Raw genomic sequence first — 15,287 nt, forward strand, 5'->3', positions numbered from 1 at the left:
TGGAGGGGCGGGGAGCCGGACATTGCCCCCCCACCACCGCTTCGCGGCGGTCCCCCTCCCCAAGCGAGCTTGGGGAGGATTTACGGTCAGGCGAGCTTGTCTGCCGTGCGCAGGTCGAAGTCGCTGGCTTCGTGCCGCTCGGGCAATTGCTGGGCGGGATCGCCGAAAGTGCGGTTGACCATCCGCCCGCGCTTCACCGCCGGGCGCGCCGCCAGTTCCTGGGCCCAGCGCAGGACATGGGTGTATTCCTGCACCTGAAGGAATTCGGCGGCGTCATAGAGATCGCCCAGCACGACCTGCCCATACCAGGGCCAGATCGCCATGTCGGCGATGCTGTATGCGTCGCCCGCGACATAGGCGTTATGCTCAAGCTGGCGGTTCAGCACGTCGAGCTGGCGCTTGGCCTCCATGGCATAGCGGTTGATCGCATATTCGATCTTCACCGGCGCATAGGCGTAGAAATGCCCGAAGCCGCCGCCCAGGAACGGCGCGCTGCCCATCTGCCAGAACAGCCACGACAGGACCCGCGCCCGCGCGGCGGGCTCGGTCGGCAGGAAGGCGCCGAAGCTCTCCGCCAGGTGCATCAGGATCGCACCGGATTCGAAGATGGGCAGGGGTTCGCCGCCGCGACGGTCGACCAGCGCGGGGATCTTCGAATTGGGATTGATCTCGACGAAGCCGCTGCCGAACTGGTCGCCCTCGCCGATACGGATCAGCCAGGCGTCATACTCCGCGTCGGCATGTCCGGCGGCGAGCAGTTCCTCCAGCAGGATCGTGACCTTCACGCCGTTGGGCGTGCCCATCGAATAAAGCTGGAGCGGATGGCGACCGACCGGCAGCGGCTTGTCGTGTGTCGCGCCCGCGACCGGCCGGTTGATCGAGGCGAAGCGGCCGCCGCTTTCCTTGTCCCAGGTCCAGATGGCGGGCGGGGTATAGGCGTCGTCACTCATGCGCTTGCGGCTCCATAAGAGGGTTCGCCGCGGCAAATGGGGCGGGGCGGATACGAAAACAACCGCGACCGTGCTTTTATTTCGGAAGGGAAACGAGCCGGTCGCGACGGACGTAAAGCAGTTCGTGTCGCCCCTCGCGCGGGACCGCCATGACCGGGCGATAGTCGCTCGCCAGTGCTTGCGTCATCAGCCTTTGCGTCGCCGCGTTCCAGGGGGAAAAGGGGTCGTCCAGCGTCACGATGGCGGGCGGACGGCGGGCGAGGATGCGCGCGACCTCCGCCCTTTCGTCCACCCCGATCGCGCCCCGCTCGGCTTCATAGGCGAGCGAGGAGGGAAAGGCATAAGGGGTCGGCACGCATCCGCCCGACAGATGATAGAGGCTGGAATCTCCGGCGAAGACATAGGGACATTCGCCGCCATCGACCGCCGCCATGACGCTGGCCATGCGGCGGATGCCATCGCCCTCGCCGGGGTCGTTGGTGGCGGCGTGGAAGACGAACAGCCCGGCGCCGATGACGAAGACGGGCACAAGGGCCTTGCGCCCCATGGCGAAGGCGGGTGCGGCGGCGAGCGCCAGCGGGGCGAGCAGCGGCAGGGCGTAATGGTCGAAAAAGGCCCCGATCATCGCGAAGGCGATGAGAGCGAAGGCCAGCCAGATGCGGGTCAGCGTCATGGCGGGGCACTGCGGTCCCTTGCGCCAGGCGACGACCGCGCACGCGATCAGCGGCAGCAACTGTCCGCCGATCCCCGCCAGCCGCCCCGCGATCTTCGCCGCCGGATAGCCGCGACGCAGCGTGATCGAGGTGAAGTTGGCGAACCAGAAGCCATCGAACGCCGCTGTGCCCTTCAGCCAATATTGCAGGACGATCAGCGCGGTCGGCAACAGCCCCAGCACCATCCAGAGCAACGCCGCCGCCACGACCGTCGCCGGCTTCGCCCGCGCCCGCCACAGATACCAGAGATGCGCGAGGCCGAAGATCGCGCCCTCGACCAGCGGGGTGTATTTGATCTGGATCGCCACGCCCGCCAGCAGGCACGCCCCCACGCCGCTGAGTAGGATCATGCCGCTCGCGCGCCGCTCGGCCAGGCGGGGCAGTTCCAGCGTCAGCATTGCCGCCGCCGTCATCGCCAGATTATAGAAGACCGGCGACTGGCCGCTCCCGCCGCTGAGCAGCGGCAGCCAGAGGATATAGGCCGCCCCCGCCGCCAGCCCGGCGGGCGGGGCCAGCGCCATCCGCCGCGCCGCCAGCCAGATCAGCCAGCCCGTCGTAGCCGCGCATAGCGTGGCGACCAGTTGATAGGCCAGAAAGCCGTCGCCGGGCAGCAGGCGGAACCCGGCGAAGAGCAGGAACAGGCCGGGCGGCTTGCGATCCCACAGATCGATATAGAGCCGCGCACCGTGCAACAGCCGGTCGCCGACCAGCAGATAATATTGCTCATCGACATGCGCGACGGGATTTCCATAATCGCGCGCCCGGACCAGCACGGCGAAGACCAGCAGTACGATCGCCACGCCGATCGGCCTGTTGAGAACGCGGGGCGTGGCAAAGCGGCTGGCGTTAAATCGGGGCGACGTCAGGTCCGTCATGTCGATCCGTTCTGGGTGGGCCGCCGGGGCCCCCGGCTTCGCATCGCCCATGTCATCGCCGCAGGTCCGATCGCAAAGGAAATCGGCGTCGCATCCGCCCTGCGAAAAATATTTCCTAACTTATGTCCGGTCCGCGGGCGGCGGTGACGTCAGCCTTATGAAACACCTCGGCTTGGGCGGAAACGCTGTCGGGCGGGGGCTTTGGCAACGAGGATGTTTTCGGATTTCATGGGCGGGGTGGGGTAATGCTGCTCGATGCGGAAGGCGCGGCTTGGCGCAATGCCAGGGCCTGGGCCGATGCCGGCAAGACGGAACAGGCGGCGGCCTATGTCGCGCCATGTTGGACGGTGGTCGTGCCCTTCTTCAACGAAGAGGCCGAACTGGCGGCGACGCTGGAAAGCCTGGCGCGGCAGAAGGTGCGTTTCCGGCTGGTGCTGGTCGATAACGGGTCGCTCGACGCCAGCGCGCGGGTCGCGGCGGAAAGCTGCGAGCGGCTGGGGCTGGACCATGTCCTGTTGCATCAGGGAGTGCCTGGCAAGATCAACGCGTTGCGGCTGGGCCTCGACCATGTCCATACGCGCTTCGTCGCCACCTGCGATGCCGATACCCTTTATCCGGAGACCTATCTGGCCGAGGCGCAGGCGCTGCTGGAGCAGCCGGGCTGCGTCGTGGCGGGGGCCTATTTCATCGCACCCGGCGACGGCGAGGCGGAGCGGCGGCGCGAGTCCGCGACCATCCGTCTGGCCGCGCGGCTGCTGCCGCGGCAATGCCATGCGGGCGGCGCGGGACAGGCTTTCTGCACCAAGGCGCTGAAGGCGGCGGGCGGGTTCGATCCGCGCCGTTGGAACTATGTGCTGGAGGATCATGAGGTGATCCACCGCGTCCTTCGCCATGGCACGATGCGCTATGCCGACGGTTTCTGGTGCGTGCCGTCGGATCGCGAGCGCGACCGGGAGTCGATCCGCTGGACGCTGGCCGAGCGCTTGCTCTACAGCGTGACCGCGCCGTTCGCGGGGGACTGGTTCTTCTACACATTCCTTGCGCGGCGGCTGACGGCCCGGCGTCTGACCACCGAGCGGATGCGCGAAAAGGCCTATCAGGATCTGGCAGGAGTGGTGGGTGAACCGGCTTATTCTGTGCGCTGACGATTTCGCCTTTTCCACCGAAGACAGTCTGGTCATCGCCGAGCTTCTCCATGCTGGAAAGCTGAACGCCACGAGTTGCATGACGCTTCGCCCCAATTGGGCGGAGGACAGCGCGATGTTGCGCGACGTGCCTGCGACCGTGCAGATCGGGCTCCACCTGACACTGACCGAGGAAGCGCCGATCCATCCCAATGGCTTTACGCAAGATGGGGTGATGCCGGGAATCGATCCGCTGACCCGGCTGGCGGTGCGGGGACGGCTGGACCCTGCCGAGATCGCACGCGAGTTGGAGGCGCAGTTCGACCGGTTCGAGGCGGCGATGGGCCGCCCGCCCGCCTTTGTCGACGGGCACCAGCATTCGCACGCGCTGCCCGTCATCCGCCCGATCGTGCTGGAGATCACCCGCCGTCGCGCACCGGATGCATGGCTTCGCACCTGTGAGGACCGGGTCGCCGGGCTGCTCGGGCGGCCATGGCGTGGCAAGGCGATCGGTAGTGCCTTTCACTCGCGCGGATTCGCGGCGGCGGCGGAGGCGGTGGGCCTACGCTGCAATCGCGGCTTTGCGGGCCATTACGGGTTTGACGGTTGCTTCGCGCAGGCTCTGCCGCGTTTTCTGGACCGGGCGGGGGCCTATCATCTGGTGATGTGCCATCCGGGCGCGGGAACGCGCGCGGGCGACGCCATCGCGGCGGCGCGGCGGGACGAGGCGGACGTCTTGCGCAATATTTCGGTTTCCGACATGGCGGCGTCACGCGGGCTGGCCTTCGCCGCCTGACCAGAGGGCGGCGGTTTGAGCGATACGGGTCTGGAGGGCCAGTTCTTGGAGGCGCGGCCGCTGCTGCGTCGCCTGTTGGAGGCCCGGCTCGGTTCGGCGGAGGATGCCGAGGACGCGCTTCAGGATCTGTGGCTGCGCATCGCCGGGATGGACGGCGCGCATGTCGAGCAGCCGGTACCCTTTTTCTGCCGCATGGCGACCAATCTGGCGACCGACCGCCGGATCGCCGCCGCCCGGCGCAGCGCGCGTGACGGGGCATGGGAAGAGGTGCAGCCCAGGTCGGATGAATATGCCGATCCCGAACGCATCGTCGCGGGCCGCCGCGCGCTGGAACAGGCCCATGCCCGGATCGCGCATATGCCCGACCGGATGCGCCAGGCCTTCACCCTGTTCCGCTTCGAGGAGCAACCGCAAAGGGTGATCGCCGAGCGCATGGGGATCAGCGTCAGCGCGGTCGAGAAGCTGTTGCGGCGCGCCTATCGGTTTTTGCAGGAAAATCACGAAGGGGAGGGTGCGGATAGGGGGCTACCGCATCGTCCTGATCATGAAAGGAGCGCGGACGGGTGACGCGTGAAGAGCAGGCGATCGACTGGCACATCCGGCAGCGCGACATGAGCGCCGCCGAATGGGACGCCTTTGCGACGTGGCTGGAAGACAGCCCGGCCAATGCGCGCGCCTATGACGCGGTCGCCATGGCCGATGCTTTGCTGGTCGCGCCGCCCGTGCAGGCGGAAGCCGAGCCGGTGGTCGAAGCCGCCAACGACAATGGCGGATGGGGGCGCTGGTGGTTGCTCGGCGGCGTCGCGGCGGCGGTGGCGCTGGTCAGCGGGCCGGTGCTGTTGAATAACGGTCCCGACATGCGGGTCGAGCAGACCCGTGCGGGCGAGACCCGCCGGATCGCGCTCAATGACGGCACGCGGATCGACCTCGCGGGGGGATCGCGGCTTCGCTACGACCGCAACGACACGCGCGTCGCGACGCTGGAGGCGGGGCAGGCGCTGTTCCATGTCCGCCACGACCCGTCCGCGCCGTTCGAGCTTCATTCGGGCGGCGTCGTCATTCGCGATATGGGAACGGTGTTCGACGTACGGCGCACGGGGCGGCGACTGGACGTGGCGGTCGCGGAAGGATCGGTGGCGCTGGCCCCGCTGGGGCAGGAGATCGCGCTGACGGCGGGGCAGGGCATCCATCTGGACGAGGCACGGCACAGCCTTCGCCGAGTGACCGTCGATCCGTCGACCATCGGGGGGTGGCGCGGCGGGTTGCTCGATTTCGATGGCGAGCCGGTCGGGGCGATTGCTGTACGATTGCAATCGGCTTATGGCATGCGGATCGCGGTGGAGGGGGCTCTGGCCGATCGCAACGTCACGGGTGTCGTCCGCATGACGGGCGATGCCGGTCGGGACGTTCCTCGTTTCGCGAAGCTGATCGGAGCGGAGTGGCGCCAGAGCGGTGGGGACTGGATATTGCGGGCGTCGAACGAGGATCGCTGAGCGCGGCCTATGGGCTGCGCTCTGCCTCGTCACGCCGGTCGCGGTTCAGGCGCGGGAACGGCCGGTGTTGGTCGCGCGGCCCATCCGTATCGCTCCCACGACGCTGGACATGGCTCTGCGCGAACTGGCGCGGCAGGGCGGGATCACCGTCATCACCACCGATGACCGATTGCGCCGGGTCCGCACCCCCGCACTGACCACCGACATTCCGCCAGCCCGCGCGCTGAGGCTGTTGCTGCGTGGCACCGGATACCGCGCGGTGGCGATCGATGGGGAGGGTTTCCGCATCGTCGGGGCACCCCGCCCGCCACGCCCGGCCCCCCGACCCGCGCTGCCCCCGCCGAGTGGCAATGCGCAGGACATCATCGTCACCGCCAGCAAGCAGGGCACCGAACTGGCCCGCTATCCGGGCAGCGTCTCGGTCATCGGGCGCGGCGTCACGGTGCCGGTCGGTTCGGTCGACCTCAGCGACGTGGCGGCACAGACCCCGATCCTTCAGACCACCGCGCTGGGACCGGGGCGCAACAAGCTGTTCATTCGCGGCATCGCCGACAGCAGCTTCAACGGCGCGACCGAGTCGACCGCCAGCCTGTATCTGGACGAGGTGCAGATCGCCTTTGCCGGTCCCGATCCCGGCTTGCGCCTCTATGATATCGGCGAGGTGGAGATCGCCGAGGGGCCGCAGGGGGCGCTGCACGGATCGGGGGCGATCGGGGGGATCATCCGGCTGACCTCCAATCCGGTGGCGCTCGACCGGGATGCCGGGCGGCTGGAATGGGGCGGCGGGCTGGCCACCCATGGGTCGCCGAGCGGCGACGTGGCGGCGGTGGCGAACAAGGTGCTGCTGCCCGGAACGCTGGGGGTGCGGCTGGTCGGCTATCATGCGGTCGATGGCGGCTATATCGACAATGGCCGGACGGGCGCGACCGACATCAACCGCGTGCTGACCAGCGGGTTGCGTGGCACGCTGCACTGGGACGTGGGCGATGGCTGGCAGGCCGAACTGGGCGGCGGAGGCCAGTCGATCGTCGCGCGCGATGCACAATATGTGATGAGCGAGGACGTGCTGGTCAGCCGCGCGGCGATCGCGCAACCCTCCTGGAGCGACATGGCGTTCGGTCGTCTGCTGTTGACGAAATATTGGGGCGACGGCCTGCAATTCGTGTCGGCGACCGGGCTGGTCCGGGGAGCCTCGTTCGAGCGGTTCGACGCCAGCATGCTGGGTGCGGGCCTGGCCTATCAACTCGATGGATCGAAGACCCTGTTCACGCATGAAAGCCGCCTGTCGCGGCGGCTGGCAGGCGGCGGCTCCTGGGTCGTCGGCATCAATCTGGTGTCCGACCAGTCGGTGATGGGGCGTACGCTGACCGCCAGACAGGGGGTGCGACCGGTGATCGGCGTGACCAACCTGACGCGCAGCGGCGCGATCTTCGGCGAGGCGACGCATCCGCTGAGCGCTCGGCTGTCGCTGACGCTGGGCGGGCGGGTGACGGCGGCGCGGGTCGATGGCGAACCCTCGATCCGGCCGCGCAGCGCCAATTACGTCCGGGGGCGCTCGACCACGCGGGTCGATCCGACCTTCGGCTTTTCCTGGGTGATGGCCCCGGCCTGGAGCCTGTTCGGTCGCTATCAGTCGGGGTTCCGCACCGGCGGTCTGGCGGTCGCGGCGGGCGTGGGGCGGGTCGCCAATTTCGAATCCGACTCTATCCATATGGTCGAGTTCGGCGTCCGCCGTCTGCGACGCGGGCCGACCGGGCTGTCCGCCTCGCTCAGCCTGTCGCACGCCCGCTGGACCGCGATCCAGGCCGATCTGCTCAACCGATCGGGGCAGCCGGTGACCAGCAATATCGGCGACGCACGGGTCGATGCGCTGGAAGGCTGGGCCGAATGGGTGCCGCAGCGCGACTGGCACCTGACCGGGGCGGTCTTCGTGACGGACAACGAGGTGACCGGCGCCACCGCCGCGCTCAGCCGGGCGAAGAACCGGCGGCTGCCCGAAACGCCCAGCGTCTCGGCCCGGCTGGGTGTGGCGCGCGATTTCCGGGTGTCGCCCGAACTGATCCTGTCGGCGCGGGGGGAGGCCAGCTTCGTCGGGCCGTCGGTGCTCGGCGTCGGCGACATGTTCGACGTGCAGCAGGGCGGCTATGGCATCGGCAACCTGTCGCTGACCGCGCGCAAAGGCCGCTATTCGCTGGCTGCCACGCTCGACAACATCCTGGACGAGCGGGGCAATCGCTTCGCCTATGGCAATCCGTTCCTGCTGGGTCGGCGCAACGTCTCCACCCCGGTCAGGCCGAGGACGTTCGGGGTGCGGATGGGCGTCGATCTGTGATCGCGGCGCGGGCGTAGGCGGCGAAGCCCGCCAGCACATGGCGCAGGCGAAAGGCGTGGAAGTGGCGGATGGCGGGCACCGGCCCGACGAAGCGCATCCGCAGGTTGCGAACATCCTCGCGGATCAGCCGTCCGATGCGGCGGTCGGTCCACAGATGCTTGGCATAAAGCGCGCCGTCGCCGAAGCCATAGCCCGCCAGCAAAGCGACCGCTTCGTCCTCACGCCTGCGGCCATGATAATGGTCGACCACGAAACCGGGATCGTAGCGGATGGGGATGCCCGCCGCCTGTGCGCGGAACAGGAAGTCGGTATCCTCGGCGGCACGGAAGGGCGCACCCGCCCCGAAGCGTTCGTCGAACCGCCCGACCAGGCTCCGCACATCGGCGGTGAAGGCCAGGTTCGCCCCCATCACGAAGCCGCCGGGAAACCTGTTCGGGTCCGCCGTCATCGGATGATCCTCCAGCTTGACGGTGACGGGCAGGTCCGCCGGATCGCCCAGCAGGATGCGCCCGCCGATCACGACGGGAGCGGAGAATGCGGCAAAGGCCCGGATCAGCCGGGCGAAGTAATCGGGATGCAGCACGCAATCGTCATCGGTCATCGCGATGATCCGCCCCCGCGCCGCCGCCAGCGCCATGTTGCGGGCCCGCGACAGGCCGGGGCGCGGTTCGGACAGCAGGCGGATGGTGAAGCCGCGCTCGGTCGCCCAGTAGCGCACCATGGCGGGCGTACCATCGGACGATCCGTTGTCGACGACGATCAACTCCAGCCGCGTCCCGCGCACCTGCTCCGCCGCCCGCACGATCGAGGCCAGCGTCGCGGCCAGGCTGTCGCGCCGATCGCGGGTGCAGATGAGCAGGCTGACGTCGATCATCCGGCCACCATCGCCGCCACCTCCAACGGAGAGCGGGCCCGGCGGACCAGCGGACTGGCCTGCGTCCAGGTGGCGATATAGGCACCGACCTTGCCATAATCATTGTCCAGGACGACATGCGGAATGCCGAGCAGCAGCGCCAGGATATGGCCGTGCAGCCGGTCGGTCACCACCGTCTCCCCCCGCGCCAACAGGCGAAGCCCGCGCTCGACGCGGATACGCGACCGGGCGAGCGGATCGTCGGTGGCGACCGGCGGCTCCTCCAGCCAGTCGAGCATGACGCTTCCCCTGATGCCCGAGAGCGGCGCATCATCGCGCTCCGCCCGTTCGGCGTCGGAGCGCAGCAGCATCAGGCAGGCGCAATCCGGATCGGCGGGGCGGGCAACCGCGCCGAGGCCGAAGGCGGAGTCTGGCGCAAGCGTCGTCGGGCAGTCGAAATGCCGTTCCGCCAGTGCGAGGCTGGCGGTGTCGCGGACATGGAGGTGAAAGTCGGGATGCTCGGTCCCCACCTTCGCGAAACGGTCGCGCTGGGTTTCGTCGCGGAAATGGATCGACTGGGGAAGCTGAACCACCCGGCGGTCGCGGAAACGAGCCAGTATCGTCTCACGGAAATGCTGGTGATGCGGCCAGATATCGCCCAGATTGCCGCCGCCATGGATCAGGATCGGACCGTGGGGGCAGGCGTCCCGCAGCGCCGCCTCGTCGAAATCGTCCCAGCGGCAGATATAGGCCGGACCGCCCGCGCCGATGTGATGCAGACAGGCCATCTCCCCCAGCCAGATCGCGCTGTCCCCGACATTGGGATGATCGGGAAAGTCGACCAGCGCGTAAGCTTCGCCCGGTCGGACATGGCGACGATATAGCTCGTGCAGCAACGTCCGCTGGTGTTCGATGACGTCGCCGGTCATGCGGCGATGGCGCTCGGCCCGGCGGCGCAGACGCTGGCATAGAGCGCTTCGCACCGGTCCAGCCACAGGTCGCGGGCGAAATGCGTCTCCACCCGGCGACGGGCGACGCTGCGGGGGATGGCGATGGCGGCAAGGATCGCCCCGCCCAGCGCCGTGCTGTCGCCCGCCGGGGCGATGCACCCGGCCTCGCCCACGACCTCGCGCGCCGCACCCGCATCGAACGCCGCGACGGGCAGCCCACAGGCCATCGCCTCGATCGCGACCAGCCCGAACGGCTCGTCCCAGCACGGCGTGAACAGGAAGACCGATGCCCGCCCCAGTTCCGCCGCCAGGGCCGTGCCGTCCAGATGCCCGCCATAGCGGATCCCACCGCCCAGCCGGGGCTCGACCTCCGCCGCCCAGTAATCCGGGTCCTCGACCGCGCCGAACAGGGTCAGCGGGACGCCTGCGATCCGCGCCGCGTCGATCGCCTTATGAGTCCCCTTGTTCGGGGTGATCCGCCCGCACCACACCGCCTCGCCATTGCCGATCGGCACGAAAGGCCAGGCGGCGGGGTCGATGGCATTGTGCAGCACCGACGCCTCGGGCGGCGCACCCTCCGGCCACCAGGCACGAAGCTGGCTGGCGGAGGTTACGGTCAGGCGGTGGCTGGGCGCGGGGCTGACCCGGACGAAGTGATGCAGCGCGTCATAGGGCGGCACGTGCAGCGAGGTGACGGTCGGCGTCACGGCGGTGCGGCGCGGCTCCAGCGGAAAGCGGTGCAGGCTGTTATTGTGCACCACGTCGAACCCGCCGCGCGCGATCCGGTCGCAGGCCTCGGCATAGCCCGCATCGACATGCGCGATCAGTTCGGGCTTGCCGCGATGCTCGGCCCAGGGGAACACCGCCTCATAATGTTCGGGCAGTACGGGATCGATGGTGAAGCGCGGGTCGCTGTCGCCGCTGGCGAACAGCACCACCTCATGCCCGCGCGCCGCCAGCCCCTCCGCCAGATACCAGCCATGCGCCTCCATCCCGCCGAGAAAGGGCTGGCGGATCGGCTGGCGGACATGCGCGAGCAGCGCGATCCTCATGCCGCGACCTGGGCGCTCGCGGCGCGCTCCTCCAGCAAGCGGATGACGCTGGCGGTGTTGGCATAGGGCTGATGGCTCTGCTGGCCGGTCAGGCTCAGGTCATCGGCATCGGGGCGGCGCAGGATGCGAATCGGGCGACCGGGCGTGTCGTCGATCAGGCCCATCAGGCGAAAGGCGTGCAGCCAATGGCCCATGGTGCGGTATCCCCATTTCTCCTCGAACAGTTCGGCATTGCGCACCACGCTGTCGATATGATGGACGGGGGGCATGTGGTGCGGGTGGTATTGGTGATAGGCGAGGCCGCCCTTGATCCAGGCGATCGGCACGCCCGCCTTGTCGACCAGCTTGCCGAAATCGGTATCCTCGCCGCCATAGCCCGAATAGCGTTCATCGAAGCCGCCCGTCGCCAGGAAGGTCGCCCGCCGCATCGCGAAATTGAGCGACCAGAAGCAGCGATAATCCTCGCACCGCTCGATCCCCTCCGGCGGGGGGCCGCGCCGGTCGGAATGGCGGACGGCGCGCGCCGCGAAGTCTTCATAGCGCCATTCGCCCTGGGTCGCGCCGCCGGGCAGGTACAGGACCTCGCCCATCAGCAACCCGTCCATCTCGTCCAGATAGCGGTCATATTGGGCGATCAGGTCGGGCGCGGGGATGCAGTCCATGTCGAGGAAGACCAGCTTGTCGCCGATCGCCGCCTTTGCCGCCGCGTTGCGCGCCTGGGCCAGCGGCAGGCGCGGGCCCGACACCATCATCTGGCGGATCGGGAAGGGCGCGTCGGGCAGGTCATAACCCTCGTCCTGGATCACCGCGACGATCAGTTCGACCGGGAGCAGCGTCTGACGGCTCAGGCCCAGCACCACGTTGCGGAGATGATCGGGGCGGCCCCCGGCAAGAGTGACCACCGAGATGCTGGATGGCGAGATCATGAATGGGCTCCGGCGGAATTGGGGGTGGGGGAATGATCGAGTTCGACCGGCCAGAGCCGCGCGGCCAGCGCCTCCAGCCAGTCGGCGGCGTCCTGCGCGGGGGTGTCGGCGATCATCACGCGCTGGGCGGCGGGGCGGTGCTGGCTGCGGGTTTCGGCCAGCGCGGCGGTCCAGCTTTGCGCCGAAGAGGGAAGGTGCGGCCGGACACAGGCGACGCCCGCCGCCGCCAGCGCCTCGGCCTTGCGGTGCTGCTCGTCGAAATAGCGCCATTCCGGAATGGCGAGCCAGGGCCGGGCGGCGGCCAGGATCTGCTGGCAGGTGGTGTTGCCGGTCGAGGCGATGACCAGGTCGGCGGCGGCGACATGATCCGCCGGATTGTCGACCCAGCCGCGATGCTCGATATTGGCGGGCTCGGTGGCGTGCCAGTCGCGCACGACCGGGCCGATGGTGATCCAGCGCGAGCCCGGACGGCTGCGCGCCCCGACGCCGAGCGGGGCCTGAGCGAAGCCTTCGCCGCCGCCGCCCGACAGGACCAGGATCACCTCTTCCTCCGGTCCGACGCCGATCCGCTGGCGGGCGAGTTCGCGCTCGGGGACGCGGGTGTCGACGCCCAGGCCGCCCGCGAAACAGGTCTTGGCGCGCATCGCCGCGTCCCATTCGGGCTGGGCCAGCGCCTCGTCGAACGCGGCGAGCAGCCCGGCGGCCCCGTCATAGGCGGCGCGGTGGCCCGGATCGCTCCGATCGCCATGTTGCAGGATCTTCACATGCGGGACCGAGCAGATGCGCGCGAGCTGTGCGATCTCCGCCGACACGTCGCAGATCATCAGCGCGGGGTCGGCGCGGTCGAACCAGCCCGCGATCACCGCCATGGCATGCCGGATGCCCGGCCAGCCCAGCGGGGCGCAGTGGAGCGTGTCGGGCGTCGGCACCGCGTCCAGCCCGCGTGCCTCCAGCCCGGTCGGCTCGAACAGGGAGGGGATGACGACCATCTCCACCTGCGGCGGCAGCGGGGAGAAGATATCGTCGCGTGCACAGAACACCGTCACCGGCCGCTCGGGCGGCAGCGCGTTCAGGATCGCGGCGCAGCGTTCGGCATGGCCGCGCCCCTGATGGTGGACGAAATAGCCGAAGGGCCGGGTCATGCCGCGCTGGCCCGGATGGCGCTGCGCACCGGGATCGCGGCGGGCCTGGGATCGGCCAGACCCAGACGTTCCAGCCCCTCCAGCACGCCGCGCGCATGATGGCCCGCGACACGCATCAAACCCTCACGCGGGGGCAGTCCCGCGAGTTCGTCGCTGGCATTGCCGACGACGATGGCATGGCCGCACGCCTCCAGCATGTCGACATCGTTGCCGCTGTCCCCTGCCGCGATGCATGCACCCAGCGGCAGGTTGAGCCGCCGGGCATAGGCCGCCACCGCCGCCGCCTTGCCGCCCATCGGCGCGAGCACGTCGATCAGCCGACCATGCGAGAAGACGGTCTTGGCGGCGATCCCCCGTTCGGCCAGCGTCGCGCGGACCCGCATCGCATCCTCCGCCGTGCCGAAGAAGCTCAGCTTGTGCGGCCCGGCGGTGTCGCGCGGCTGGGGACGCAGGCGCAGCGGCTTGAGGGCGGCGACCACCGCCTTGCGGTCCCATCCGTGATTCAACCGGGCGGAGAAGGCTGGACATTCCTGCCAGCCGCGCTGGCTCTTCAACATGATGCGCGTGCCGACATCGGTGATGAAGGCATCGGGTTCGGGCAGGCCCCATTGCGACAGGATCGCGCGCGCCATCGCGAAGGAGCGCCCCGTCGCCACGACGAAGGGAAGGCCGCTCGCCCGCCGCCATTCGGCAAACCCATAGGCCCCCGCCGGGCAGCCGGTCAGCGTATGATCGATATCGCTCGCCAGCAGTCCCGGCGCGCGGGGCAGCCGAGCATAGAGGTTGATCGAGTCCGCGGCATAGCGCCGCCAGTCATAGCGGGCCGCCCCCGAACGCCCCGCCTCGCTCATCCGCGCATGGCATTGGGGATCGGACAATATGGTCAGGCACGCCTCGGCAATGGCGCTTTCGTCGCTCGGCTCGACCAGCAGGCCATGGTCCAGCGCCCCGACGATCTCGCTGGGGCCGCCATGGCGAGTCGCGACCACCGGCACCCCCGCCGCCGCCGCCTCGATCAGCGTCAGGCCGAAGGGTTCGTGCAGCGCCGCGTTGACGAAGATGCCGCCCTTTGCCGCCCGGTCATAGAGCGCCGCGACGTCGTGCCCGTCATGTTCGGGCGGCAGCGCGAAGCAGCCGTGCAGCGCGGGGCTTTGCGCCAGCGCCTGAAGTTCGGCCAGCACCGCGCGTTCCTCGGGCGATCCGGGGCCCTCATGCTGTCCGGCCAGAATGACCAGATTGGCCGCGTCCCGAAGCGCTGGCGAGGCGGCATAGGCGCGGGCGAGCGCGCCGAGGTTCTTCTTGGCGACGGGCCTGGCAATCGCCAGCACGATCGGCTTGGCGGGGTCGGCCAGCATGGTGTCTAGCCGTTCGGACAGCGAGGGGCGGCTGATCGGACTGGCGTCGCGGCTGGGGACGCCGGGCGGGATGCAGTGGATGCGGCCCGTGACCGGCGCGGCATAGGCATGGACCTGCCGCTCCGCCTCGTCGCGGGTGGAGACGATGATCGCATCGGCCCCGGCGATGGCGCTGCGCTCGGCGGCGATCCGTCCGTCCAATGCGGGGCTGTTGCCCTGATGCTTGCGCTTGTCGATGCCCAGCGCATGGGGGGTGTAGATGAAGGGGATGGCGAAGCGGCGCCGTGCCTCGGCCGCGACGGCGGCGGCGTCGGAGAAATGCGCGTGGATCACGTCGGGCAGGCGCGGCAAGCCTTCCAGATGCGCGCAGAACGCCTCGGTAAAGGCCGCCAGGTCGTTGGCCAGCGCTTCCTTTTCGAGATAGCGGTGATCGCCCGTCGCGATCCGATCGATGGTCAGCTTGGGCGAAATCCGCTCGCTGGCCAGACCATGTTCGCGGTCCAGCGCCACATCCTCGAACAGCCGGGTGACGATCGAGACGTGATCCGTATCAATATGATCCGCCTGCGCCATCGCTGCATCGAGAATATAGGCGATATGGCCGCCCGTGTCGGCGGTGATGCCATAATGGACAGGCGGCGATTTCAGGCAGCCGCCAAGTGCCAGATGCAGGATGAACAATCTCGCCCCTTTCGTTATGGAGCAAGAACGTTAGTAATATTGATT

General features: G+C 68.9%; 13 protein-coding genes. 5 read left to right on the plus strand and 8 right to left on the minus strand.

The features are described from left to right. Positions 1-86 precede the first annotated feature (86 nt). Together yghU and QE379_RS08640 are read right to left on the minus strand one after the other, a co-directional pair. Entirely contained in the window at positions 87-950 is an 864-nt protein-coding gene (gene yghU, locus QE379_RS08635) for a glutathione-dependent disulfide-bond oxidoreductase (protein WP_306999697.1), read from the minus strand. A 76-nt stretch (positions 951-1,026) separates the two neighbouring features. Beyond that, positions 1,027-2,538, minus strand: a complete 1,512-nt coding sequence (locus tag QE379_RS08640; protein ID WP_306999698.1) for a glycosyltransferase family 39 protein — start codon at positions 2,536-2,538, stop codon at positions 1,027-1,029. Between the two features lie 245 nt (positions 2,539-2,783). On the opposite strand from QE379_RS08640, the gene QE379_RS08645 reads away from it, so the two are divergent. From QE379_RS08645 to QE379_RS08665, 5 genes are all read left to right on the plus strand, one after another. Beyond that, positions 2,784-3,683 carry a glycosyltransferase family 2 protein gene (locus QE379_RS08645; protein ID WP_306999699.1) on the plus strand — a complete coding sequence of 300 codons (900 nt, stop codon included), beginning with the start codon at positions 2,784-2,786 and terminating at the stop codon, positions 3,681-3,683. Continuing rightward, positions 3,658-4,458: a ChbG/HpnK family deacetylase gene (locus QE379_RS08650; RefSeq protein WP_306999701.1), complete on the plus strand. Its 801-nt coding sequence runs from the start codon at positions 3,658-3,660 to the stop codon at positions 4,456-4,458. Before QE379_RS08645 ends, QE379_RS08650 begins: the two co-directional genes overlap by 26 nt. Positions 4,459-4,473: 15 nt before the next feature. Continuing rightward, positions 4,474-5,025: an RNA polymerase sigma factor gene (locus QE379_RS08655; protein WP_306999702.1), complete on the plus strand. Its 552-nt coding sequence runs from the start codon at positions 4,474-4,476 to the stop codon at positions 5,023-5,025. Beyond that, a complete protein-coding gene (locus QE379_RS08660) occupies positions 5,022-5,951 on the plus strand; it encodes a FecR domain-containing protein (protein WP_306999703.1) in 930 nt (309 codons plus the stop codon). Before QE379_RS08655 ends, QE379_RS08660 begins: the two co-directional genes overlap by 4 nt. 64 nt (positions 5,952-6,015) lie before the next feature. After that, positions 6,016-8,283 carry a TonB-dependent receptor gene (locus QE379_RS08665; RefSeq protein ID WP_306999704.1) on the plus strand — a complete coding sequence of 756 codons (2,268 nt, stop codon included), beginning with the start codon at positions 6,016-6,018 and terminating at the stop codon, positions 8,281-8,283. Here QE379_RS08665 and QE379_RS08670 read toward each other — a convergent pair. The 6 genes from QE379_RS08670 to QE379_RS08695 are packed head-to-tail and all read right to left on the minus strand — an operon-like array spanning position 8,240 to position 15,242. Then, complete coding sequence (locus QE379_RS08670) at positions 8,240-9,157, minus strand: glycosyltransferase family 2 protein (RefSeq protein ID WP_306999705.1); 918 nt, start codon at positions 9,155-9,157, stop codon at positions 8,240-8,242. The genes QE379_RS08665 and QE379_RS08670 overlap by 44 nt on opposite strands. After that, positions 9,154-10,065 (minus strand): polysaccharide pyruvyl transferase family protein, encoded by a 912-nt coding sequence (locus QE379_RS08675; protein ID WP_306999706.1) that lies wholly within the window; start codon positions 10,063-10,065, stop codon positions 9,154-9,156. The genes QE379_RS08670 and QE379_RS08675 overlap by 4 nt, the downstream gene beginning before the upstream one ends. Then, positions 10,062-11,138, minus strand: a complete 1,077-nt coding sequence (locus tag QE379_RS08680) for a glycosyltransferase (RefSeq protein WP_306999707.1) — start codon at positions 11,136-11,138, stop codon at positions 10,062-10,064. Before QE379_RS08680 ends, QE379_RS08675 begins: the two co-directional genes overlap by 4 nt. Then, on the minus strand, positions 11,135-12,064 hold the full coding sequence (locus QE379_RS08685; protein ID WP_306999708.1) for a galactosyltransferase-related protein: 930 nt from the start codon (positions 12,062-12,064) through the stop codon (positions 11,135-11,137). The genes QE379_RS08680 and QE379_RS08685 overlap by 4 nt, the downstream gene beginning before the upstream one ends. After that, positions 12,061-13,206 (minus strand): hypothetical protein, encoded by a 1,146-nt coding sequence (locus QE379_RS08690; RefSeq protein ID WP_306999709.1) that lies wholly within the window; start codon positions 13,204-13,206, stop codon positions 12,061-12,063. The genes QE379_RS08685 and QE379_RS08690 overlap by 4 nt, the downstream gene beginning before the upstream one ends. After that, a complete protein-coding gene (locus tag QE379_RS08695; protein ID WP_306999710.1) occupies positions 13,203-15,242 on the minus strand; it encodes an HAD-IIB family hydrolase in 2,040 nt (679 codons plus the stop codon). Before QE379_RS08695 ends, QE379_RS08690 begins: the two co-directional genes overlap by 4 nt. Positions 15,243-15,287: the final 45 nt, after the last annotated feature.

The organism is Sphingomonas sp. SORGH_AS_0879 (assembly GCF_030819175.1).
In the GTDB taxonomy this organism is placed as follows: domain Bacteria; phylum Pseudomonadota; class Alphaproteobacteria; order Sphingomonadales; family Sphingomonadaceae; genus Sphingomonas.

Excerpts from the sequence above, each read along its gene's own strand:
- yghU (WP_306999697.1), bottom strand. The coding sequence starts at position 950 with ATGAGTGACGACGCCTATACCCCGCCCGCCATCTGGACCTGGGACAAG.
- QE379_RS08640 (WP_306999698.1), bottom strand. The coding sequence starts at position 2,538 with ATGACGGACCTGACGTCGCCCCGATTTAACGCCAGCCGCTTTGCCACG.
- QE379_RS08645 (WP_306999699.1), top strand. The coding sequence starts at position 2,784 with ATGCTGCTCGATGCGGAAGGCGCGGCTTGGCGCAATGCCAGGGCCTGG.
- QE379_RS08670 (WP_306999705.1), bottom strand. The coding sequence starts at position 9,157 with ATGATCGACGTCAGCCTGCTCATCTGCACCCGCGATCGGCGCGACAGC.
- QE379_RS08675 (WP_306999706.1), bottom strand. The coding sequence starts at position 10,065 with ATGACCGGCGACGTCATCGAACACCAGCGGACGTTGCTGCACGAGCTA.
- QE379_RS08680 (WP_306999707.1), bottom strand. The coding sequence starts at position 11,138 with ATGAGGATCGCGCTGCTCGCGCATGTCCGCCAGCCGATCCGCCAGCCC.
- QE379_RS08685 (WP_306999708.1), bottom strand. The coding sequence starts at position 12,064 with ATGATCTCGCCATCCAGCATCTCGGTGGTCACTCTTGCCGGGGGCCGC.
- QE379_RS08690 (WP_306999709.1), bottom strand. The coding sequence starts at position 13,206 with ATGACCCGGCCCTTCGGCTATTTCGTCCACCATCAGGGGCGCGGCCAT.